The organism is Streptomyces sp. NPDC004732 (assembly GCF_040609235.1).
Lineage (GTDB): Bacteria > Actinomycetota > Actinomycetes > Streptomycetales > Streptomycetaceae > Streptomyces.
This window is the reverse complement of sequence record NZ_JBEXJR010000013.1, coordinates 92,979-114,030: the sequence shown is the minus strand read 5'-3', so window position 1 is coordinate 114,030 and position 21,052 is coordinate 92,979. Positions and strand designations below refer to the sequence as shown.

18 protein-coding genes are annotated in these 21,052 nt (G+C 71.5%); 12 read left to right on the top strand and 6 right to left on the bottom strand.

Annotation, left to right across the window (positions count from 1 at the left end):
* Positions 1 to 11: 11 nt before the first annotated feature.
* Positions 12 to 1,799, bottom strand: coding sequence for an immunity 49 family protein (locus ABZV77_RS34010; RefSeq protein ID WP_356265484.1), 1,788 nt, complete (start codon positions 1,797 to 1,799; stop codon positions 12 to 14).
* 393 nt (positions 1,800 to 2,192) lie between these two features.
* Here ABZV77_RS34010 and ABZV77_RS34005 point away from each other — a divergent pair, with 393 nt between their 5' ends.
* The 5 genes from ABZV77_RS34005 to ABZV77_RS33985 all read left to right on the top strand — a co-directional run bounded on the left by ABZV77_RS34005 (position 2,193) and on the right by ABZV77_RS33985 (position 7,160).
* Entirely contained in the window at positions 2,193 to 3,395 is a 1,203-nt protein-coding gene (locus ABZV77_RS34005; protein ID WP_356265481.1) for an alpha/beta hydrolase, read from the top strand.
* A gap of 48 nt (positions 3,396 to 3,443) precedes the next feature.
* Positions 3,444 to 3,872, top strand: a complete 429-nt coding sequence (locus tag ABZV77_RS34000; protein ID WP_356265478.1) for a GNAT family N-acetyltransferase — start codon at positions 3,444 to 3,446, stop codon at positions 3,870 to 3,872.
* Between the two features lie 257 nt (positions 3,873 to 4,129).
* Complete coding sequence (locus tag ABZV77_RS33995) at positions 4,130 to 5,032, top strand: glycoside hydrolase family 16 protein (RefSeq protein ID WP_356265476.1); 903 nt, start codon at positions 4,130 to 4,132, stop codon at positions 5,030 to 5,032.
* A gap of 399 nt (positions 5,033 to 5,431) precedes the next feature.
* Complete coding sequence (locus ABZV77_RS33990; protein ID WP_356265473.1) at positions 5,432 to 5,920, top strand: transglycosylase SLT domain-containing protein; 489 nt, start codon at positions 5,432 to 5,434, stop codon at positions 5,918 to 5,920.
* Positions 5,921 to 6,023: 103 nt separating this feature from the next.
* Positions 6,024 to 7,160 carry an LCP family protein gene (locus tag ABZV77_RS33985; RefSeq protein ID WP_356265471.1) on the top strand — a complete coding sequence of 379 codons (1,137 nt, stop codon included), beginning with the start codon at positions 6,024 to 6,026 and terminating at the stop codon, positions 7,158 to 7,160.
* A 4-nt stretch (positions 7,161 to 7,164) separates the two neighbouring features.
* Here ABZV77_RS33985 and ABZV77_RS33980 read toward each other — a convergent pair whose 3' ends face one another.
* Complete coding sequence (locus tag ABZV77_RS33980) at positions 7,165 to 8,019, bottom strand: methyltransferase domain-containing protein (protein WP_356265469.1); 855 nt, start codon at positions 8,017 to 8,019, stop codon at positions 7,165 to 7,167.
* A gap of 28 nt (positions 8,020 to 8,047) precedes the next feature.
* On the opposite strand from ABZV77_RS33980, the gene ABZV77_RS33975 reads away from it, so the two are divergent.
* From ABZV77_RS33975 to ABZV77_RS33965, 3 genes are all read left to right on the top strand, one after another.
* Positions 8,048 to 8,491, top strand: coding sequence for a MerR family transcriptional regulator (locus ABZV77_RS33975; protein WP_356265467.1), 444 nt, complete (start codon positions 8,048 to 8,050; stop codon positions 8,489 to 8,491).
* Between the two features lie 195 nt (positions 8,492 to 8,686).
* A complete protein-coding gene (locus ABZV77_RS33970) occupies positions 8,687 to 10,255 on the top strand; it encodes a sigma-70 family RNA polymerase sigma factor (protein WP_356265549.1) in 1,569 nt (522 codons plus the stop codon).
* Positions 10,256 to 10,360: 105 nt separating this feature from the next.
* Complete coding sequence (locus ABZV77_RS33965) at positions 10,361 to 10,870, top strand: DinB family protein (protein ID WP_356265464.1); 510 nt, start codon at positions 10,361 to 10,363, stop codon at positions 10,868 to 10,870.
* Here ABZV77_RS33965 and ABZV77_RS33960 read toward each other — a convergent pair.
* The gene (locus tag ABZV77_RS33960) at positions 10,848 to 11,456 is read right to left on the bottom strand and encodes a VOC family protein (protein ID WP_356265462.1); all 609 of its coding nucleotides are present in this window, start codon (positions 11,454 to 11,456) and stop codon (positions 10,848 to 10,850) included. The two genes, ABZV77_RS33965 and ABZV77_RS33960, sit on opposite strands and share 23 nt — an antisense overlap.
* A 100-nt stretch (positions 11,457 to 11,556) precedes the next feature.
* Positions 11,557 to 12,861 carry an MFS transporter gene (locus tag ABZV77_RS33955; protein ID WP_356265459.1) on the bottom strand — a complete coding sequence of 435 codons (1,305 nt, stop codon included), beginning with the start codon at positions 12,859 to 12,861 and terminating at the stop codon, positions 11,557 to 11,559.
* Between the two features lie 377 nt (positions 12,862 to 13,238).
* On the opposite strand from ABZV77_RS33955, the gene ABZV77_RS33950 reads away from it, so the two are divergent.
* Together ABZV77_RS33950 and ABZV77_RS33945 are read left to right on the top strand one after the other, a co-directional pair.
* Complete coding sequence (locus tag ABZV77_RS33950; RefSeq protein WP_356265456.1) at positions 13,239 to 14,135, top strand: dienelactone hydrolase family protein; 897 nt, start codon at positions 13,239 to 13,241, stop codon at positions 14,133 to 14,135.
* Between the two features lie 213 nt (positions 14,136 to 14,348).
* Positions 14,349 to 16,988, top strand: a complete 2,640-nt coding sequence (locus ABZV77_RS33945) for a LuxR C-terminal-related transcriptional regulator (RefSeq protein WP_356265453.1) — start codon at positions 14,349 to 14,351, stop codon at positions 16,986 to 16,988.
* Here ABZV77_RS33945 and ABZV77_RS33940 read toward each other — a convergent pair.
* Together ABZV77_RS33940 and ABZV77_RS33935 are read right to left on the bottom strand one after the other, a co-directional pair.
* Complete coding sequence (locus ABZV77_RS33940; RefSeq protein WP_356265450.1) at positions 16,975 to 17,610, bottom strand: response regulator transcription factor; 636 nt, start codon at positions 17,608 to 17,610, stop codon at positions 16,975 to 16,977. The genes ABZV77_RS33945 and ABZV77_RS33940 overlap by 14 nt on opposite strands.
* Positions 17,607 to 18,839 carry a sensor histidine kinase gene (locus tag ABZV77_RS33935; RefSeq protein ID WP_356265447.1) on the bottom strand — a complete coding sequence of 411 codons (1,233 nt, stop codon included), beginning with the start codon at positions 18,837 to 18,839 and terminating at the stop codon, positions 17,607 to 17,609. Before ABZV77_RS33935 ends, ABZV77_RS33940 begins: the two co-directional genes overlap by 4 nt.
* A gap of 287 nt (positions 18,840 to 19,126) precedes the next feature.
* Between ABZV77_RS33935 and ABZV77_RS33930 the strand changes: the two genes are divergently transcribed.
* Together ABZV77_RS33930 and ABZV77_RS33925 are read left to right on the top strand one after the other, a co-directional pair.
* Positions 19,127 to 20,218, top strand: a complete 1,092-nt coding sequence (locus tag ABZV77_RS33930) for an ABC transporter permease (protein ID WP_356265444.1) — start codon at positions 19,127 to 19,129, stop codon at positions 20,216 to 20,218.
* Complete coding sequence (locus ABZV77_RS33925) at positions 20,215 to 20,907, top strand: ABC transporter ATP-binding protein (protein WP_356265441.1); 693 nt, start codon at positions 20,215 to 20,217, stop codon at positions 20,905 to 20,907. Before ABZV77_RS33930 ends, ABZV77_RS33925 begins: the two co-directional genes overlap by 4 nt.
* Positions 20,908 to 21,052: the final 145 nt, after the last annotated feature.

Genomic DNA, 21,052 nt, shown 5'->3' with positions numbered 1-21,052 from the left:
TCTTCTCTGTCCTACGTCGCGAACTCGCCGAGCCAGCCGCGGGGGAGGAAGTGCTTCGGCAGGTACGGCGACGTGTCGTCGACGGGGAAGTCCGAGTCGTACGCCAGACAGGCCATCGCGAGCGGGCCGAGGGCCACCCGGCCGTACAGCGGCGTGGTCCCGGCCCCTGCCCTGCCGTTCCAGTACCGCTCGTGGTGGGCGAGCGCCTCGGCGAGGGCCTCGGTGAAGGCGTCCCGGTCGCCCGCGATCAGGCGGTGCAGGAGAGCAGCGGGCTGATAGTCGATCAGGTTGAGGAAGTCGGTCGGGGTGCGGGTCGCGACGTCGGGGTGGGAGGTCTCCATGGTGGCGATCAGGTGCTGGACGACGTCGTCCATGGGCCGCCTGAGCCAGAACGCCCGCAGCGTCTCGATCCAGTGGAAGACGTACTCGTCGACGGGCGTGGCCCGGCGCAGGTCGTCCAGCGGCACGTCGCAGAGCAGGGTCAGCCGGTCCCGTTCCCTGCAGACGAGGGCGAGGTAGAAGGCGTCGAGCCAAGCGTGCGCGTCCGCGCCCGGCACGGGTCCGGTGGCGGGCAGGTGCAGGGAGCGGTCGGCGATGCGGCACTCCACAGTGCCCTCGGCGGAGGCGGTCGTGCGGAACAGTGCCGAGCCGGTCTGCATCGCCCAGACCCACGCCTCCCAGGTCTCCAGGCGTGCGCCGTCGGGGTCGGCGGCGAAGCGCACGTCGCTCAGCCGCTTCGTGGCGGCGAAGGTATGGGCGACGCCCGCGGAGCTCTGCGCCAGCCGGGCGATGCCTTCGGCCGCGGCGGCGGGGTCGAGCTCGGCCGCGTCGGCCTCCGCGCCGACCGGTGCGGGCTGCGACTCGGGCTGGGCGGGCTGCGGTTCCGGCCGCGCGGCCGCGCTCTCGGCGTGCAGCTTCTTCATCACCTCCATCAGCTCGGGCGGCGGCACCACGGTGAAGGTGCGGGTCTCGTGGTCGAAGGCGGTGAGCGAGGTCAGCCGCCCCTGGTGCCACCAGTACAGCCGCGGCGACAGCGCGCCAGGACCGTCCTCGTAGGCGCCGAGCGCGTACGCGCCCAGGTCGTTGACCGCGTCCACCACCGTGCCGTCCTCGATCGGGTGGAAGGCCAGCAGGTTGCGGCTGGGGAGGACGACGAGCGCGCCTGCCTCCGGCAGTTCACTGCCGGTGGTCGCGCGGGCCAGCTCGGGGAGCACGAGCGCTTTGCTCGCCACGAAAGGCGAGTCTCCGTAGACGGTCCACAGCCGTGCGCCCTGCGGTCCTGTCACCTCGTCGTGCTCGACGAGTTCACGGATGAGGTTGTTCCTGGCCGCTGCCCAGAGCTGCTCGAGCCCGGCGCGTGCCACGTCGTGGTCGTCGAGGATGCGTACGGAGGTGGGGGCGTCGAGGGCGAGCGCCAGGAGGAGGCCATCGGCGACCGGACGCGCGTACCGGAAGGCGTTCGCCATCTCGCCGGGGAAGGCGTCGTCGGGCAGCAGGCGCAGGACCGTTCTGTCGAGCAGTTCCTGCGCGCTCTCCCCGCCCTGCGAAGCGTTGTCCAGCGTCGTGAAGTGCTGTTCGACCAGGCGGGGCCAGTGCTCCTCGGCCGTGGCACGGCACTGGTGCGCCAGGTTCGGGAGCGGGCTGCGATGCCCGTCGCCCCACAGCACGGCGTCACCCGCGACCCGCGGGCGTATCCCGCTGCGGGTGAGGAAGTGATCGGCTGTCAGGTTCCGCAGGTGTTCGGCCTGCGGGCGAGTCAGCATCGGCAGGTGGGGGTCGGATGCGTGGTGTTCGTTCACCCGGCGACTCTACGAAGGGAGTACCGGGCCGGTGCAAGAAGGGTGGCTCTGCGTGCACCGCAACGGGCCGTGCCCGCTCCGTGAGCCGTAGGAGAAGGGGCGACGCGCCGTGCAACGAGGGGAGACCCGGATAGCGGTCACGCATGTCCCGCACCGTGCGGTGCAGGGCGTCGGCGGCGGTGTCGGGCGCGAGACTTCCGACGGAGTCGCCACCCGCGGACTGAGCGTCGCGCCCCGCAGGCGGCCGTCCGTCGGGGGGAGTTGGCACAGAGGCACGTCGGGGCACCTCATACCAGGAGCTGACATCGCAGCCGCGCGTACCCCCAGGGTCTGGTCGCGCCGGATACCGTAGGCCGACGAGGCGTCGACCACCTCTCTTCTAGCGTTCTCGGCATGTCGGATACTCGAACCACCCTGCGTAGACGCGTCCTTGTCAGCGCCCTCACCGCTTGCCTCGCGCTGCCTGTGGCGGGTGGAGCCACGGCCGTGGCCGTGGGGCCGAGCAGCACGGTCGGCCCCGCCGTCGCCGAGAAGTCCACAGCGGCACTCCACCTTCCGCGCCCCACCGGCCCCTACGCGGTCGGCCGCGACACCCTGCACCTCGTCGACAAGAGCCGCCCCGATCCCTGGGTGCCTTCGGCGGGTGCTCGTGAGCTGATGGCGTCCGTGTACTACCCCGGACGGCACGGCGGCGGGCGTCCCACCGCCTACACGTCCGAGGAGGAGGCGCGGCTCCTGCTGGAGTGGTGGAAGCAGGACAAGGCGCTCTCCCCCGCCGAGTACAGCGCCACCCGCACCTACGCGCGCACCGGGGTGCGCCCCGCGCCGGGGCGGTTCCCGCTGATCGTGCTCTCCCCCGGGTTCACCGCCCCGCGCTCCACGCTGACCCACCTCGCCGAGGATCTGGCGAGCCGGGGCTTCGTCGTGGCCACCGTCGACCACGCCTACGAGTCCCTCGGCACGGAGTTCCCCGGTGGCCGTGTCCTCACCTGCAAGGCCTGCGGTCCGGTCGAGGAGCCCGGCGGGGGCGAGATCGCCACCAAGGGGCGGGCCAAGGACCTCTCGTACGTCATCGACCGGCTGACGCGGACCGGCGGCAAGGACGGCTGGCGGTACGCCCGCATGATCGACGACAAGCGGATCGGCGCGGGCGGGCACTCCATCGGCGGGTCCGCCGCGCTCGCCACGATGGCCGCCGACCGCCGTGTGCGGGCCGGTATGAACATGGACGGCCACTTCTACGCCCCGCCCAGCGGGATCGGCGGCCGCCCCTTCCTGATGATCGGCGCCGAGACGATGCACACGCCCGGCGTCGAGGACGGCAAGAACTGGGACGAGACCTGGCAGGGCCTGGACGGCTGGAAGCGGTGGCTCACCGTCAAGGGGTCGGGGCACTTCACGTTCACCGACGTGCCCGTCCTCGCCGAGCAGGCGGGGGTGGCCGACCCCGAGGTGCCGCTGTCCGGTGAGCGCTCCGAGCGGATCACGCGCGCGTACATCGGCGCGTTCTACGAGCAGTGGCTGCGCGGCACCCCGCAGCCGCTGCTCGACGGACCGACGCCGGGGAATCCCGAGGTGACCTTCCAGCGACGCTGACCGGTCGGGCCGCCAGGAACCCCTCGCGGTCCGGCTAGCATGTAACACATGAATGACAATAATGACCCTTACGAGCTGCGGGTGGAAGTGCCGTCCGTCGAGACCTTCCGCCGCCTGCGCACCGATGCCGGTCTCTCCGACAGGGCCCCCGAGGCCGTTGCGCTCGCCCTGCCGAACACCTGGCACGGCGTGGTGCTGCACCACGAGGGCGAGCCGATCGGCATGGGACGGATCATCGGTGACGGCGGCACCGCGTTCCAGGTCGTCGACATCTGCGTACACCCCGCACACCAGGGACGCGGCCTCGGCAGGCGCATCATGGCCGCACTCACCGAGGAGCTGGAGCGGCGCGCGCCCGCGACCGCGTACGTCTCGTTGATCGCCGACGGCCCCGCGCGCTTCCTCTACGAGAAGTTCGGCTTCGCCGACACGGCGACGCACGACTCGATCGGCATGTACCGCTCGATGCCCGGTTGATGACCGATGATGACCGGTTGACGACCGCCCGGCGACCGTGTGCCGACGGCGCGGGCCGCCCGGTGCCGGATCCCGTACGGATCCCGCGCCGGGCGGAGAGGTTGGTCCGCACCAACTCCTTGACGGGGCCCTGGAGTCTGCCTTAAATCAAGTACTGAACGAAGTGAGCACGACGGATCATGCGCCGCGTTCACTTCTCGACACTCCTTTGTCATGCGCATGCCCCACCCGCCACCGCCCCCACGCGAAGCGATGTGATGACAGTGCCCACCTCCCTCAGCCGCCGCACCAAGCTCTGCGCGCTAGCCCTGGCCTGCGGAGCCGCAAGCCTGAGCATGCTCCCCACAGCCTCGGCGGAGACCACGCCCACGACCGGGGCCCGTTCCTCCGCCCCGTCGGCCGCCGCCACCTTCACCGAGGACTTCAACGGCCCCGCCGGATCGGCCGTCGACGGCAGCAAGTGGCAGATCGAGACCGGCGACAACGTCAACAACCACGAGCGGCAGTACTACACGTCGGGCAACAAGAACGCGGCCCTCGACGGCCAGGGCAACCTGGTCATCACCGCCCGCAAGGAGAACCCCGGCAACTACCAGTGCTGGTACGGCCGTTGTGAGTACACCTCGGCCCGCCTCAACACCTCCGGCAAGTTCACGCAGACGTACGGCCACGTCGAGGCCCGGATGAAGGTGCCGCGGGGCCAGGGCATGTGGCCCGCGTTCTGGATGCTCGGCGCCGACATCGGCAACGTGGGCTGGCCCAACAGCGGCGAGATCGACGTGATGGAGAACGTCGGGTTCGAGCCGTCCACCGTCCACGGCACGCTGCACGGCCCCGGCTACTCCGGCTCGGGCGGGATCGGCGCGGGCTACACGCTGCCGGGCGGGGAGGCGTTCGCGGACAAGTTCCACACCTTCGCGGTGGACTGGTCACCGAACAAGGTCACCTGGTCCGTGGACGGCAAGGTCTACCAGACCCGGACCCCGGCCGACCTCAACGGCAACAAGTGGGTCTTCGACAAGCCCTTCTTCCTCATCCTCAACCTCGCGGTCGGCGGGTACTGGCCCGGCGACCCGGACGGCGGCACGACCTTCCCCAAGCAGCTGGTCGTCGACTACGTCCACGTGACAGGGGGCAACGCGGCTCCGACCGGCGGCTGAGGCCCGCCGCGGCGCGCTTTCCGGGCTCCGGCGGGGCCCGGGAGGCGGTCGGCAGGGCCGTCCGGCACCACCCCCCGCCGGTCGGTGCCCGGCAGGGCCCGCACACCGGTGACCCAGGCCACTTCGAGGGGCCGACGGCTGTGAGGCCACTCATAGGGGCCACGTCACATGCTAAGGACGGTAGTAGCAGCCCCGAGGCCCGGTACGGGGCCTGCGGCTCCGCGAGGGAGGGCTCCGACCAGGGCCTCTTCGTATCTCGGTAGTACGTCACATGATTGCGTCCGCCCCCGGGCGCCGCTAACCCTGGCTGAGTCTTCGGGACGCCGGGATCGCACAGCAGGCACAGTCGCCCGCTCGATCCGGCGCCCCATCTCGTCCCCATCCAGGAGTTGCACCCGCATGTCTCTGACGCGTACCGCCCGGACCCGTAAGTTCTCCGTCGCCGGCATCGCCGCCGCCGGAGCTGCCGCCGCCGCCCTGACCCTCGTCCCCTCCCCCGCCCACGCCGCGGAGCCCGCTCAGGCCGCCGCAGCCGCGCCGCAGGCCGCCAAGGGCGACAAGAACTACCCCGAGAACCTCGACGGCTGGATCCGCGAGTCCCTGGACATCATGAAGTCCAAGGGCATCCCCGGCAGCTACGAGGGGCTCCACCGCAACATCATCCGTGAGTCCGCCGGTGACCCGAACGCCCAGAACGGCTGGGACGTGAACGCCCAGAACGGCACCCCGTCCAAGGGCCTGCTGCAGGTCATCCAGCCGACCTTCGACGCCTACCACGTCGACGGCACCCCCAATAACCTGACCGACCCGGTCGCCAACATCACCGCGGCCGCGAACTACGCCGCCGACAAGTACGGCTCCATCGACAACGTCGACTCCGCGTACTGAGCCCGGGACCTCCGTAACCACCTCCCGGTCCCCGAGCCCGACCCTGAACCCCCGATCGATCCGCTGATCCGCTGATCTCCCGGTTCGCGAAGAGAGGCAGCGCATGCCGCACGAGAGCCATGACGAGCACCCGGCACACCCGGTAGACGGCCCCTCGGTGCCCGGCTACGGGCCCGCCCGGGTCCGCGGCTCGCGGCGCAAGCCCCGGAAGAAGGCCCTGCGGTACGTCGCGTGGGGCGCCCTGGGCCTGACCCTGGTCGGTGGCGGAGGCGTCGCCTACGCCTGGCAGCACCTCAACGGCAACATCCAGGGCACGGACGTGAACGCCGCCCTCGGACACGACAGGCCCGCCGGACAGCGGGACGGGTCGATGAACATCCTCCTGCTCGGCTCCGACTCGCGGGCAGGGACCCACGGCCGGTACGGCAGCGGTGTGAGCGGGGCCCGGGCCGACACGGCGATGGTCCTGCACGTCGACAAGTCCCACCAGAAGGCCTCGGTCGTCAGCATCCCGCGCGACACGATGGTCGAGCGGCCCCAGTGCACGCAGTCCCACGGTGGCGGCGCGGCGGGCGCCCAGCAGGCCATGTTCAACTCGTCGTACCAGGTGGGCGGGCCCGCCTGCACCGTGAAGACGGTCGAGAAGATGTCGGGCCTGCGCATGAACCACTACCTCGAAGTCGACTTCAAGGGGTTCCAGAAGCTCATCGACGAGCTCGGCGGCGTGGACATCACCACCCGCAAGGCCATCAAGGACCCCAACAGCGGCCTCTCGCTGACCGCAGGCAAGCACACGCTCAAGGGCGAAGAGGCGCTGGCGCTCGTCCGCACCAGGCACGGTGTGGGTGACGGCAGCGACCTGGGCCGGATCCAGCTCCAGCAGGCCTTCATCAAGGCCCTGATCCACCGCGCCAACACCGTCGACCCGCTGAGCGACCCCGCCAAGTCGTACGGCCTCGCGGACACCGCGACCAAGACGATCAGCGCCGACTCCGACCTGGCGTCGGCGGACAAGCTGATCGGCCTGGCCAAGGAGCTGAAGGGCATCAGCCCCGACCGCACCGACATGGTGACGATGCCGGTGACCTACGACGCACAGGACGCGGGCCGGGTCCTGCCGCTCGACAAGGCGTCGCACCGGGTCTGGACCGCGCTGCGCCACGACGAGCCGATCCCGAAGTCCGCCACCAAGGAGTCGGTGGGCGACCGGACGGACTCTCCGGTGTCGGCGGGTTCCTGAGCACTCAGGCGGAGGCCGAAGCGGAAGCTGAGGCTGAGGCTGAGGCTGAGGCTGAGGCCACGAAGAACGGAATGGCGACGAGGAAGCGGCCGGACTCGGCCCGTCGGCGCTGTTCGGCCAGCCATTCGTCCGCTTGGTCGCGGCCGACCGCCCCGGCGGCACAGACCGGGTCGACGAGCCTTTCGAGCAGCGACAGCATCGCGGGGTCGGTGAACACGCTGGTGTGCACCTCCACCGTGACGTCGTCGAAGCCACCGGTCAGGAGCAGGCCGCGGTACTGACGGCCCGCGCGGGGCATGTCCAGGATGTCGGCGCGGGCGTGCACGATCGTGCGGGTGAGCGCCGCGTCGGACGAGTCGATCATGATGGCGTCCCAGTCCTGACCTACCAGGACGATCCTGCCGCCCGGGCAGAGGACCCGGCGGGCCTCCGCCACCGCGCGCCCCGGCTCCCGGAGCAGGTGGAAGACCTTGTCGGCGCGGTAGCCGCGCACGCTTCCGTCGGCGAACGGCAGCTCCTCCGCCCCCGCCTCCCGGAACTCCGCCTCCGGCCACCGCTCCCGGGCCGCCGCCAGCATCGACCGACCGGGATCGACGCCCACCGCGCGGACGCCGCGTCCGGCCAGCTCGCCGACGGCTCGCCCGGCGCCGCAGCCGACGTCCACGACCGTCGAGCCCGGGACGAGGGAGAGCAGTTCGTAGGAGCGGTCCCGCAGCCGGGTGGCGCTCGGCATCCGGTCCGCGGCGTCGAGGACGGCCAGCAGGGCTTCGGTGTCGCGGTGAGTGTCGCGGTGCTCTTCCACCGCTTCGTGATGCACCTTGTGATGCGCGTCGTGATGCGCTTCCTGATACGTGGACATGGACGTCATGCTGCGACTTAATGTCGACATGAAGTCAAGCGACGACGGCGGCGGTGTCGGCACCGGCACCTTGAGCATCGGCGCCATCGCGGCACGGTTCGGTCTGGCCACGCACGTGCTGCGGCACTGGGAGTCGGTGGGCCTGCTGGCCCCCGGCCGGGACACCGGCGGGCGCCGTCGCTACGGCGCGGACGACCTCACCCGCGTGGCGACGATCCTCATCCTGAAGGAGGCGGGTCTCGGCCTGGACACCATCAGGAGCCTGTCCTCGACCGTCGACCGCGACACCCGGCACGAGATCCTGCGCCCCACGGCCGAGGAGCTCCGGTCGAGAATCGCAGCGGCCCAGGCCTCGCTGGAGCTCATCGAGGGCGGTCTGAACTGCGCGTACGAGGACGTCACCCACTGCCCGAACTACCGGCGGCTCATCGCAGAGCGGACCGGCCACGAAATCCGGCAGGAGAGCGGGTGAGCGGGTGAGTGAACTCTCACCCTCCACCTCATGTCGAGGGTCAGAGTCCACTCGATACGGTCAGCAGACCGGCTTCGACAGAATCCGAGCGGTTTCTGTTATCGCGGCGGGCGCAGGGCGTCTCCCCTGTGTCGGAGGAGACAGGCCCCCCACAAAGAGAGTGGACACAGCGTGAGCAGCGAACGCCAAATCGCGATGATCAGGGCAGCGCAGGACGGGAACCAGCGGGCGCAGGACGCGCTGGTGGCGGAGTACCTGCCGCTGGTCTACAACATCGTCGGACGGGCCCTGAACGGCCATGCGGACGTGGACGACGTGGTGCAGGAGACCATGCTCCGTGTCCTCGGCGGCCTGGACGGTCTGCGCAGCCCGGAGACCTTCCGCAGCTGGCTGGTCGCCATCACGATGAACCAGATACGCGGCCACTGGCGGGAGCGCGCTTCGGGCGCGATACCCGCCGGTGGTGGCCTCGCCGACGCGTACGACGTGGTGGATCCCGGCGCGGACTTCGTCGATCTGACCATCACCCGGCTCGGGCTCTCGGGACAGCGCAGGGAGACCGCCGAGGCGACTCGCTGGCTGGACGAGGACGACCGGGCGCTGCTCTCGCTGTGGTGGCTGGAGTCCGCGGGCGAGCTCACGCGGGCGGAGGTCGCCGAAGCGCTGGAGCTTTCGTCGCAGCACGCGGCGGTGCGGGTACAGCGCATGAAGGCGCAGCTGGAGACGGCGCGCGTCGTCGTGCGTGCCCTGTCCGCCAACCCTCCGTGCGCGGGTCTCCAGCAGATCACCGCAGGCTGGGACGGGGTGCCGTCGGCGCTGTGGCGCAAGCGGCTGGCCCGGCACGCCCGCGGCTGCTCGGCCTGCGAGGGCCACTGGTCCAATCTGGTGCCCGCCGAGGGTCTGCTGGTGGGGCTGGGGCTCGTCCCTGTGGGCTCCGCGCTCGCCGGTCTGGTCGTGCCGCCGGACCTCGTCGAGGTCGGCTCGGCCTCCGCCACGTCCGTGCACGGGTCGGCGGCTCCGGTCTCCGCTCGGACGCAGGCCCGCCGTGATCGCGCCAGACGCCGTCGTCGTACGACCGCAGTGGCCGCCGCGGTCGTCGCGCTCGGCATCGGCGGTGGCGCGGTGCACCTCCTCACGGGCCCGGACTCGGACGAGGACACCCCGTCCACCGCCGCGGCCCCCGCCTCGCCCACCGACACATCGGCCTCGAAGAGCGCCTCCCCCTCCGCCTCCCCCAAGCACTCCGCGTCCCCCAGCGCCAAGCCCACCCCGAGCAAGACGAAGAAGAAGCCGAAGCCCAAGCCCAAGCCGACGCCGAGCCGCACCTCGGCCAAGCCGAAGCCGAAGCCGGAGGCGTCCGACCCCGCGCCGCCGAAGCCGAGCGGCACGGCCGCGCAGGTCGTCGCCCTGGTCAACACCGAGCGCTCGAAGGCGGGTTGCGGTCCGGTCACCTCCAACGACAAGCTCGCCACGGCGGCCACCAACCACTCCGCCGACATGGCGGCCCGCGACTACTTCGACCACACGAGCCCGGACGGCAAGGACCCCGGCGACCGCATCACGGCGGCCGGTTACCGCTGGAGCACGTACGGCGAGAACATCGCCCGCGGTCAGCAGAGTCCGGCTTCGGTGATGGACGGGTGGATGAAGAGCCCCGGCCACCGCGCCAACATCCTCAACTGCGACTTCAAGGAACTGGGCGTGGGCATCCACAACGGCTCCGGCGGCCCCTGGTGGACACAGGCGTTCGGCACGGCGCTCTGAGCAGCTGCGCTCAGAGCCCTGATCCGTGACACTCGGCGAGCGAGAGGTTGCCTTTCGCCGCCGAGTGGTTGAGCCGATCGGCGGCACTTGGCAGGCTCGTGCCTCATGACTGATGACTTCGCCAAGGACTACCTGCACAACGACCTGCGAGAGAGTCGCAAGGTGCTGCTCCGGAAGCTCGACGGGCTCGGTGAGTACGACATCCGTCGCCCGCTGACCTCGACAGGAACCAACCTTCTCGGCCTGGTCAAGCACCTGTCGCTCTGGGAATCCAGGTACTTCGGCGAGGTCTTCGGCCGACCGTTCCCCGAACCTCTGCCCCGGTGGGACGACGAGGCCTCGCGGGGCGCCGACCTGTGGGTGACCGAGCACGAGACACGCGAGGAGATCACCGACCGCTACCGTCGCGTATGGGACCACGCGGACGCGACGATCACCGCACTCACCCTCGACTCCCCCGGCCACGTGCCCTGGTGGCCGCACCCCGACGTGAAGCTGTTCAACATCCTGGTCCACCTGCTCACCGAGACCAGTCGGCACGCCGGACACGCCGACATCCTGCGGGAACAGCTCGGCGGTCCGACGTCAGGAATCAGCGCCAGCGGTTGTTGCTGATGTGGTCGCCTGCGAGCCAGCGGGCGAGGTCGGCGTGTGCCGTGGCGCGCCGCTCGGCGTCGATCTTCTCCACGTCGGGGTGATCGACAGCAAACTCCAGGATCAGCCCGTTGGGATCCGTGATGTAGAGCGAGACGCAGAACCCGTGGTCGATCACATGGGCATCCGCCTTCGTACTACCGGCATCACCGGCATCACCGGCCGCGATGACGCGCTCCCGTATGGCTTCTTGGGTCGCCGCCTCGACCTTGAAGGCGATGTGGCGCAAGGGGGTGGCATTGATCTCGGTCTTGAACTCTTCCTGGTGCTCGGGGTCGGCGAACTGGAAGAAGGCGAGTGCGCTGCCGTCGGCTAGGCCGTAGAGGGCGTGGCTGTAGACGCGCTCGGCCCCGAACAGCACCTCGCGCTCGGTCCACGTGGCCACCAGGGGCAGGCCGATCACGTCCTCGTAGAAGCGCCGGTTGGCTTCCTGGTCGTCGGTGATCCAGGCGTGGTGGTGGAGGCGGAGCGGCAGGCTCTGGGGTTCGGCCTGGGGCTGGGGTTGAGCCTGGTCCTGGGTCCGGGTCCGAGTCTGGGTCTGGGTCATCTCGGGTCATCTCCATTGTTCAGACGGGGTGTTGGGCCGGATACCTGTATGGCCTCCGACGCTCTGCCCAGCATGCCGCCCAGTACTGTTGAATGTTAAATCACTTTGAGCCATTGTTCGCGGGCAGCTCCGCTCCGTCGTGGAGAGAACCGGTCCCGTCCATCTGCCTCCAGACCGGAAAGATCACCGGACACAGCGTGGCCAGGAGATATACGCCGCCAACCGTCAGCAGCGCGGAAGGCAGGCCGACCGAATCCACAAGAACGCCCGTCGCCAATCCGCCCAGCGGAGTGGCCAGTTGGACCGAGGCGGTCGTCGCACTCAGCACACGGCTGCGGAGTTCCTCCGGCACCGCCTCATAAGTCACCGTGGCCATGACGGGGTTGAGCACTCCGCAGGCAAGACCCTCGACCGCCATGGTGAAGGCCAGCGGCGTGAAGGTGTCGGTGAAGGCGGCGACCACGAACCGCGGCAGGCCGACGACGAGAAACGCGACCGTGAACACCGGCCACCGCCGAAAACGGCTGCCCACCGCCCCATAGACCAGCGCCCCCACGAGGGCACAGGCCCCGAACACCGCGTTCAGCAGGCCGAGATCAACGGAACCAGCAAGCTCCTCACGGGCATGCACGGGGAGGAGTACGGCGCTCCAGCCCTGGTCGAGGCCCCTGGTGACCAGCGTCATCAGGCACAGGCCCAGCAGCAACGGCGCGGCCGCCACGAAGCGGTAGCCCTCCGCGAGTTCACGACGGTAGGCGCGCGGCGACGTCGGCCCGACCCACCGCCCGGCCCGCGCCTCGGGCAGGCCGCGCACCCCGAACGCGAACAGCGGCGCGGACACCGCGAAGGTCGCGGCATCCACCAACAGGACGTACTCGGCGTCGAGTACGGCGATCAGCACGCCTCCGAGAGCGGATCCCGTCAGCGCCGCACAGCGCGCCGCGCCGTCGTACAACCCGGCAGCCCTGGACAGCGGCATTCCGGCGCGTTCGGCGATCGTGGGCAACAGCACGCCGCGGGCAGTTTCACCGGGCGAACGGAACAGCCCGGTCATCGCCATCAGCACGCACAGCATCCAGAACTGCAAGAGGCCGACGAACTGCAGGAACGGGATCGTCGCAACGGCGACTCCGCAGGCGAGATCCGAGGCGACACTCACCCGCCGTCGCCCGATCCGGTCGATGACCGGACCACCGACGAGCGCGGCGAGCACTACAGGCAGCAGCGCGCAGAACGCGACGATCCCCACTTTGGCGGCGCTACCCGTGCTCTGCAGTACGAGCCACGGCACGGCCATGTACGTGAGGCAATTCCCGCTGATCGAAACGAGGTTGGCGGCAAGAACCGCTGCCAGAGGACGGCGATCAGCCGTCGAGAAGTCGGTCGAGAAGAAGTCGTCGGACACGACGGTGGTCTCCCATAAGGGGAAGCGCCCACCGCGAACGGAGCAGGTCAGCCGGTGGGCGAGGCGAAGTGGTCAGCGTCTGGCGCGCAGGGCGAGGCGCACCGCGATGCGGTGTCCACGAGCAGCGCCTCCCACACTTCGCCGGGATGACCACCCGGCACCTCCACGCATCCTCCCCGCTGACGCTGGTCCTCCGCAACGACGATCCGTACACAACGGTCCAGCCGTTCGGTACACCGGTGATTTCGCCGATGTCTGTCCACCGTCATCAGCGGCACGGTGAGACCGCCAACCAACACGGCGGTCTCCGCCGGGGCGCTCTCCTCTCCCCCGCATGCCGCCCCCGCGTGGTTCCGCCACGACGAGAGGACCCCTCCGTGCAGCTGCACGCCTTCTCCCGCCCAGTGGTGCGGGCCTGTCTGGCCGCCGCGGTCGCCACCGCGGGGCTTCTCGGCACCGGTCTCGCGCCGGGCGCCCAGGCCGCCGCGGACAACCCGTACGAGCGCGGCCCCGAGCCGACCGTCTCCAGCATCGAGGCGCCGCGCGGCTCCTACGCCGTCTCGCAGACCACGGTCTCCTCGCTCGGGGTGTCCGGGTTCGGCGGCGGTACCGTCTACTACCCGACGTCCACGTCCGACGGCACGTTCGGCGCGGTCGTCATCTCGCCGGGCTTCACCGCCTACCAGTCGAGCATCGCCTGGCTCGGGCCGCGACTCGCGTCGCAGGGCTTCGTGGTCTTCACGATCGACACCCTCACCACCCTCGACCAGCCCGCCAGCCGGGGCCGTCAACTCCTAGCAGCACTCGACTACTTGACGAAGTCGAGCTCGGTGCGCGGCCGGGTCGACGCGTCCCGGCTCGGCGTGATGGGGCACTCGATGGGCGGCGGTGGCTCCCTGGAGGCGGCCAAGAGCCGTACGTCGCTCAAGGCGGCGATTCCGCTGACCGGCTGGAACACCGACACGACCTGGCCCGAGGTGCGGACACCGACGCTGGTGGTGGGTGCGGACGGTGACACCGTGGCCCCGGTCGCGAGCCACTCCGAGCCGTTCTACGAGTCGTTGCCGGGCTCCCTGGACAAGGCGTACCTGGAGCTCAACAACGCCACTCACTTCACGCCGAACTCGTCCAACACGACCATCGCGAAGTACAGCATTTCCTGGCTGAAGCGGTTCATCGACAACGACACCCGCTACGAGCAGTTCCTCTGCCCGCTGCCTCGGCCGAGTCTCACGATCGAGGAGTACAGGGGCAACTGCCCTCATACTTCTTGACACTGACGGAGTATCAGGGACTGGAGAGTCGTCGTCCGTCGCCGGGGAGCCGGTGGCGGGCGACGCCTGCGTGTCCGGCGCAGGCCCTCTCGTGTCCGCTGCACAGCTGTCGCTTGTGCTCGTGCACACCCTGGTGCGGACGCCGGTGGTGGCGTGCCCAGAGCCGCGGACCCGGGGCTTCCAGGCCGTGTTACGCGACAGTAACGTGCGGGCGTGACCCTTTCGACGTCGTCCGTACCGAGCGCGCTCGGGCCGACCGGACTGTATGGCCGCCGCCAGGAGATCGCCGCCGTGGAGTCCCTGGTGGGGCGCGTACGGGACGGCCACGGCGGCGTGCTCGTACTGGCCGCGCCTCCCGGCCTCGGCCGTACCGCCCTGGTGGAGCATGCACGGGCGATCTGCGGCCCGGTCCCATCCGTACAGCCGACCGCACCAACCCTGCTGACAGAGCTTGCGCACGAGGGGCCGCAGCTCGTCTGTATCGACGACGTCCACCGCTGGGACGCCGCTTCCCGGGGCGCCCTCTCGGCCGACCTGCGTCACGTGTCCGCCTCGGCCCCGGTGGCCGTATTCCTCACCCTCGCGGAACACCGCACCGGCGCGGACGAGTTCGCCGGGCCGACGACGTTGCGCCTGGGACCGCTCGACGACAGCGCGGCCGCCGCCCTGCTCGACCGGCTCACCGGGGGCGCCGCCGACCCCGTCGTCGGAGCCTGGCTGCTCCGCGAGGCCGTGGGGAACCCGCGTCTGCTCACCGCGCTCGTCGCGGCCCTCACCCCGGGGCAGCTCACCGGGCGTACCCCGCTGCCCGATCCACTGCCCGGCGGCGAGAACCTCCTCGGCGACTACGCGCTCCGCATCGACGAACTGCCCGGCGCCGCACGCGCGCTGCTGCTGCTCGCCGCGGCGGCCGGGGAGCACGAGCCCGACGGGGCGGGCGCGGACCTCGCCCTGGTGCTGCGAGCCGGTGGTGACCCCGCGGCGCTCGCTCCCGCGGAGGCGGCCGGGATCGTCGTCAAGGCGGGCGGCCGGATCCACTTCACCCACGCCCTGCTGCGCCGAGCGACGCTCCGACGGGCCCCGCTCGCCCGCCGCAGAGCCGCCCACCTCCGCCTCGCCCGGGTCTGCCGCGACCGTCTCCCCCGCCTGGTCCAGCTCGCCTGCGCGGCGGACGACCACGACGCGCGGCTCGCCGGATCCCTCGCCGCGGCGGCGACCGCGCACCCGCCGCACGCCGAGCGCTCCGCCGCCCTGGCCCGCGCCGCGGCGCTCACCGCGGACACGGAATCCCGTACCGACCGGCTCGCCGAGGCGGCGGAGGCGGCCCGGCTGGCCGGGGACCCCGTACGAGCCCGTGCCCTCCTCGCACAGACCGGCGCCGTCCCCGCACACGGTGGCGTCCATCGGGTGCGCGGGCTGCTCGCCCTCGCCGACGGTCCTGCCGACGACGCCAGGGAGTCCCTGCTCACCGCCGCCGCGCTGCTCCCGCCCGCGCGGGCCCGCCGCGCGCTCATCGGCGCGGCGGAGGCGGCCTGGGCGATGGGCGACGCGGCCGCCTACCGGGAGGCGATGACGCGATTACCCGCCTGCGACGACGACCCGATGCTGGAGGCGTACCGCGCGGGGATGTGCGCGGTTCTCGCTGGCCGCAGCGCCGAGGGCCACGCTCTGCTGCGTCGCTGCCTGGACGGGTTGGGCGGGGCGGGCGGGTCAGGCAGGGCTGGCGGGGTGGGTCAGGCTAGCGAACCCGGCGAGCTGTTGCGCGCCGGTGCCGCCGCCCTCGTGGTCGGCGAGGTCGAGACCGCCTGCGAGGCAGGGGCGAGGGCGCTCGCGGCCGTACGCACCTACGGCCCCGAGGTCCTGCTGCCCCGCGCCCTGGAGCATCTGGCCTACGGCGAGTTGCGCGCGGGACGCCACACCAGTGCGCGGGCACACGCCCTCGAAGGGCTCAGGGCCGCGCATCGCATCGGCCAGCCCAACGTCGCCGCCTCCCTGCACGCCGTTCTGGCGCTCGCCGCATCCGTCGAGGGCGGTGCCGAACCGTGCGCCTCGCACGCGGCGGCCGCGGCGGCGGGTGCCGGGCCGCACGGACTGACGCAGGCGGCCACACTCGCCGTCTGGGCCGTCGCCCGTACGGAACTCGCCGCGGGGCGCCCTGCCGACGCGGCGGCGCGGCTCGCCCCGCTGGTCGCCCCCGGGCCGCGGCGCGGTCATTTCGCCGTCAGGATGCTGGCCGTCCCCTGCTTCGTGGAAGCCGCCGTCCAGGTGGGGCGCACGGCGGAAGCCCGGCACGCCACGACGGAGTTCACCCGCTGGACCGAGGCCACCGCGGACCGGCTCGCGTCGGCCCAACTGGCCCGCTGCCGGGCCCTGTTGTGCCCACCGCAGCAGGCGGCCGCCGCGTACGAGAGCGCGCTCGCGCACCACGACCGCCTGCCGGGTGAGTTCGAGCGCGGCCGTACGCAACTCCTGTACGGCCAGTGGCTGCGCCGTCGGCGCCGCACCCGCGAGGCACGCGGTCCGCTGCGTGACGCGCTGGTCTCCTTCGAGCGGTGCGGGGCACGGGTCTGGGCGGACCGCAGCCGCGCCGAACTGCGGGCCGCGGGCGAGGCGGTCGCGGGCCGGCCCCGCCCCGGGCCGCTGGCCACGCTGACTCCCCAGCAGCAGCGCATCGCCCGGCATGTGGCGGAGGGCGCCACCAACCGGGAGGTCGCGATGCGCCTCTCGGTCAGCCACCGGACGGTGGACCATCACCTGCGCAACGTGTTCGCCGCGCTGGGCGTACGTTCCCGCGTCGAGCTGTCGCGGCTGCTTGCCGGGGAGCCGGGCAGCGGCGTGGTCAGCGTCGGATGAGGCCGAGTTGGGTGCCCGTGGCGACGGCGGCCGTGCGGGAATCGACGTCTAGCTTGGCGTAGATGCGGGCCAGGTGGGACTTCACGGTGCCTTCGGTGAGGTGCAGGCGGGCGCCGATGGCCTGGTTGGAAAGGCCGTCCGCGACGAGGGCGAGGACTTCGGTCTCGCGCCTGGTCAGGGCGGTGCCGGGGGTGCGCAGGCGGCTCATCAGCCGGTCGGCGACGGTGGCCGCGAGTGTGGTGCGGCCCGCGGCAGCGGTGCGTACCGCCGCGGCCAGCTCCTCGGGTGGGGCGTCCTTGAGCAGGTAGCCGGTGGCGCCTGCCTCGATGGCGGGCAGGGTGTCGGCGTCGGTGTCGTACGTGGTGACGATCAGGACGCGCGGCGCCTGCGGGCGGGCGGTGATGGCGGCGGTGGCCTGCGCGCCGTTCATCCCCTTGCCGAACTGCAGGTCCATGAGGACGACGTCGATGTCGCCCTGGGCTGCACGGGTGACGGCCTCCTCGGCGGTGGCCGACTCGGCCGCCACGGTGATGCCCTCCTCCGTCTCCAGGACGGCGCGCAATCCGGCCCTCACCACGGGGTGGTCGTCGGCCAGGAGCAGGCGGATGGGCGTGTCGGTCACGGGTGGGCCTCGTGTGTGGGGTCGGGGGCGGAGTCTGGGGCTGGGGCGGCGGACGACTGGGTTCGGTCCAGGGGCAGTCGGACGGCCAGAGCGGTGCCGTCGCCGGGTGACGAATCGATGGTGAGCGTGCCGCCGAGCGCGTGGACGCGGGCGCGCATGGCGGCAAGGCCGAATCCGCCCGCCTCGGGGTCGGGGGCGGGCAGCCGGTCGGGGTCGAAGCCGCGTCCGTCGTCGACGATGTCCAGGGCCACGCGGTCACCGAGGTAGCGGAGGGTGAGGTCGGCTGTGCGGGCCTCGGCGTGGCGGACGGTGTTGGCCAGGGCGGACTGGGCGATGCGCAGCAGTGCGACCTCGTGGGCGGTCGGCAGTGGTTCGGGCTCGCCGGTGAGGCGGAAGCATGCGGTGACCTGGTGGCGGGTGCTGGTGGTGGCGCACAGGCGTTCCAGGGCACCGGCCAGGGTGGTGCCCTCCAGGGCGGGCGGGGCGAGGGCGACGACGAAGCGGCGGGCCTCCGCGAGGTTGTCGACGGCGGCTTGGCGGGCCTGGTCGACGTAGCGTGCGGCGTTGTCCGGATTGGCGGGGAGGGCGCGTTCGGCGGCGCGCAGCAGGAGCTGGATGCTGGAGAGGCCCTGGGCGAGGGTGTCGTGGATCTCGCGGGCGAGTCGTTCGCGTTCGGCGAGGACCCCTGCGGTGTGCTGCGCGGCGGCGAGATCGGAGCGGGTGGCGGTGAGCTCTTCGATCAGGCGTCTGCGCTGGTCGCTCTCCCGGTACAGGGCTTGGTATCCCCACACCACCGCGACGGCGACGGCCGCGCCCAGGCCGGGGCCGATGGCCATGGCCACGTCGAAGGTGCCCTGATGGGCGGCGTACCCGGCGATGGCCGCCACCGCGGTCGCCGCCACGGCGGCGATTCCGGCGCGCCGCGGCAGCAGGTGGAGCTGGAGGAAGTACAGCGGGAACGCCACCCACACCCCGTCGCCGGACAGGGACAGGAGCACCAGCCAGACGGCGCCCACGGCGGCCAGCCACAGCGCCGCTGCCCGCCGCGAGCGGCTCACTCCCGGCAGCGCCGGGCCGACCGCGTAGACCAGGCCGCACGCGGCGGCCGCGGCGATGACCCATCCGGCGTGCGGGCGGCCGTCGGTCACGGCCCGGCCCGCGGCCAGCGCGAGCAGCCCGACCACCAGGAGGTGCAGGCACCAGGCCGAGGCCCGGGTGGTGGGAGTCAACGCCGGGGCGGTCGGTGCTCTCGGAGCGGTCGAGGAGGTGGGGCCGGTGGTGTTCACAGTCCTCCCAGCCTAAGGAGAACCCCCGCGCAAAGCCTCCATCGAAAGTTAGAACTCGCGTGCCGCCTTTGGATGCGCCGATTGCTGTCCTGCGCCAGATGTCCTGCCAGGGGGCCGGAGACCACGGTGGAGACACACCGATTCCACCACCTCCACCTGCCGGATCCACCCACAAATTCACCCCTGAATTCCACCCCTGTATTCCACCCCTGAAAGAGCAGGCCCAAGCTGTGTTCGTCGCCTGGAGAGACCTGAAGTTCGCCAAGGGGCGCTTCGCCCTGATGGGCACCGTGATCGTGCTCATCACCCTGCTGGTCGGGCTGCTTTCCGGGCTGACCGCCGGGCTGGGCCGACAGAACATTTCGGCGATCACCGGCCTGCCCGCGGACCGGATCGCCTTCAATGCGCCCGGTAGCGGTGAGGACTTGTCGTACGCCAATTCCACCGTCACCGAACGGCAATGGCAGCGGTGGGCCGAGGCGCCCGGCGTGCGGAGCGCCGAACCGCTGGGCATCACCACGACCAAGGCGACCGCCGGAAACAAGAGCGTCGGCGCGTCCGCTTTCGGTGTCCGGCCGGGCTCCGCACTCGCCCCGGACGGCGACGAGATCGACGAGCACTCCGCGGTCCTGTCGACCGAGGCCGCGGACCAGCTCGCTGTGGCCGCGGGTGACACCATCGCCTTGGCCGGACAGAAGCTGACCGTGGCCGCGGTGAGCGGTGACGCCTCCTTCAGCCACACCCCCGTCGTGTGGACCAGCCTCGACACCTGGCAGCGGACGGCACCCCCCGTCGGCGGCAGCGACGGACGGCCGACCGCGACCGTCATCGCCCTCGACACCACCTCCGGCTCCGACCTCGGGGCCACCGATCAGGCCGCGGGCACCAGGACGGTCTCCAAGGACGACTCGCTCTCCGCGATCGGCTCCTACACCTCGGAGAACGGCTCCCTGCAACTGATGCGCGGCTTCCTGTTCGCCATCTCGGCCCTGGTCATCGGCGCCTTCTTCACGGTGTGGACCATCCAGCGCAGCGGCGACATCGCCGTCCTCAAGGCGCTCGGCGCCTCCACCGCCACGCTGCTCAAGGACGCGCTGGGCCAGGCCCTGGTGCTGCTGGCCGGGGGAACCGTGATCGGCACCGGCATCGCCGCCGGTGTCGGGGCGCTCGTCGCAGGCTCCGCGGTGCCGTTCCTCCTCACCCCCGCCACCGTCGTCGTCCCGGCCGCCGTGATGATCGCGCTCGGCGCGCTCGGGGCCGTGCTGTCCGTCCGCCGCATCACCTCCGTCGACCCGCTGACCGCGCTGGGGAGCGTCCGATGAGCCTCAACCTGACCGATATCACCCTCACCTACCCCGACGGCGACACCCGTCTGACCGCCCTCGACCACGTCACCCTCGACGTGCCCAAGGGCAGCCTGACCGCCGTCCTCGGCCCCTCCGGTTCCGGCAAGTCCAGCCTCCTCGCGGTCGCCGCCACGCTCATCACCCCCGATACCGGCACCGTCACCATCGACGGCACGCCCACCGCCGGACTGACCCGGGGTGAGCTCACCGCCCTGCGCCGCCACAAGATCGGCATTGTCTTCCAGCAGCCCAACCTGCTGCCTTCCCTCACCGCGGCCGAGCAATTGCAGGTCATGGCAGAGATCGACGGCCGCAAGGCACGTACGGCGCGGGTCCTGGCCGCGGAGCTGCTCGACGCCGTCGGCCTCGCCGACCAGGCCGGACGACGCCCCCACCAGCTCTCCGGCGGCCAGCGCCAGCGCGTCAACATCGCCCGCGCCCTGATGAACGACCCCACGGTGCTCCTGGTCGACGAGCCCACCAGCGCCCTCGACCACGAACGCGGCGCCACCGTCATCGACCTGATCACCCGCCTCACCCATCAACGGGCCACCGCGACGGTCCTGGTGACACACGACCGCACCCACCTCACCGCGGTCGACCAGATCGCCGAGGTCCGCGACGGGCGCATGCGTGTCAGTACCGATCCGGTGCACCCGAGATGAGGTTGGCGCTGCACCTGGGAGGGCCGCCTGCCCCGGGCCCCGCATGTCCGGGAGCGGGACGGTGTCCCTGGAAGGTTGAAGCGGGGCGGGGCTCCGCAGTCGATGTGTGTAGCGGGCAGGTGATGGGCCCCGCGAGGTTGGCGGG

Coding starts and splice junctions, on each gene's coding strand:
- ABZV77_RS33975 (WP_356265467.1), top strand. CDS start 8,048: ATGAAGTCAAGCGACGACGGCGGCGGTGTCGGCACCGGCACCTTGAGC.
- ABZV77_RS33970 (WP_356265549.1), top strand. CDS start 8,687: ATGATCAGGGCAGCGCAGGACGGGAACCAGCGGGCGCAGGACGCGCTG.
- ABZV77_RS33985 (WP_356265471.1), top strand. CDS start 6,024: ATGCCGCACGAGAGCCATGACGAGCACCCGGCACACCCGGTAGACGGC.
- ABZV77_RS33980 (WP_356265469.1), bottom strand. CDS start 8,019: ATGTCCACGTATCAGGAAGCGCATCACGACGCGCATCACAAGGTGCAT.
- ABZV77_RS33960 (WP_356265462.1), bottom strand. CDS start 11,456: ATGACCCAGACCCAGACTCGGACCCGGACCCAGGACCAGGCTCAACCC.
- ABZV77_RS34005 (WP_356265481.1), top strand. CDS start 2,193: ATGTCGGATACTCGAACCACCCTGCGTAGACGCGTCCTTGTCAGCGCC.
- ABZV77_RS34000 (WP_356265478.1), top strand. CDS start 3,444: ATGAATGACAATAATGACCCTTACGAGCTGCGGGTGGAAGTGCCGTCC.
- ABZV77_RS33925 (WP_356265441.1), top strand. CDS start 20,215: ATGAGCCTCAACCTGACCGATATCACCCTCACCTACCCCGACGGCGAC.
- ABZV77_RS33965 (WP_356265464.1), top strand. CDS start 10,361: ATGACTGATGACTTCGCCAAGGACTACCTGCACAACGACCTGCGAGAG.
- ABZV77_RS33990 (WP_356265473.1), top strand. CDS start 5,432: ATGTCTCTGACGCGTACCGCCCGGACCCGTAAGTTCTCCGTCGCCGGC.
- ABZV77_RS33995 (WP_356265476.1), top strand. CDS start 4,130: ATGACAGTGCCCACCTCCCTCAGCCGCCGCACCAAGCTCTGCGCGCTA.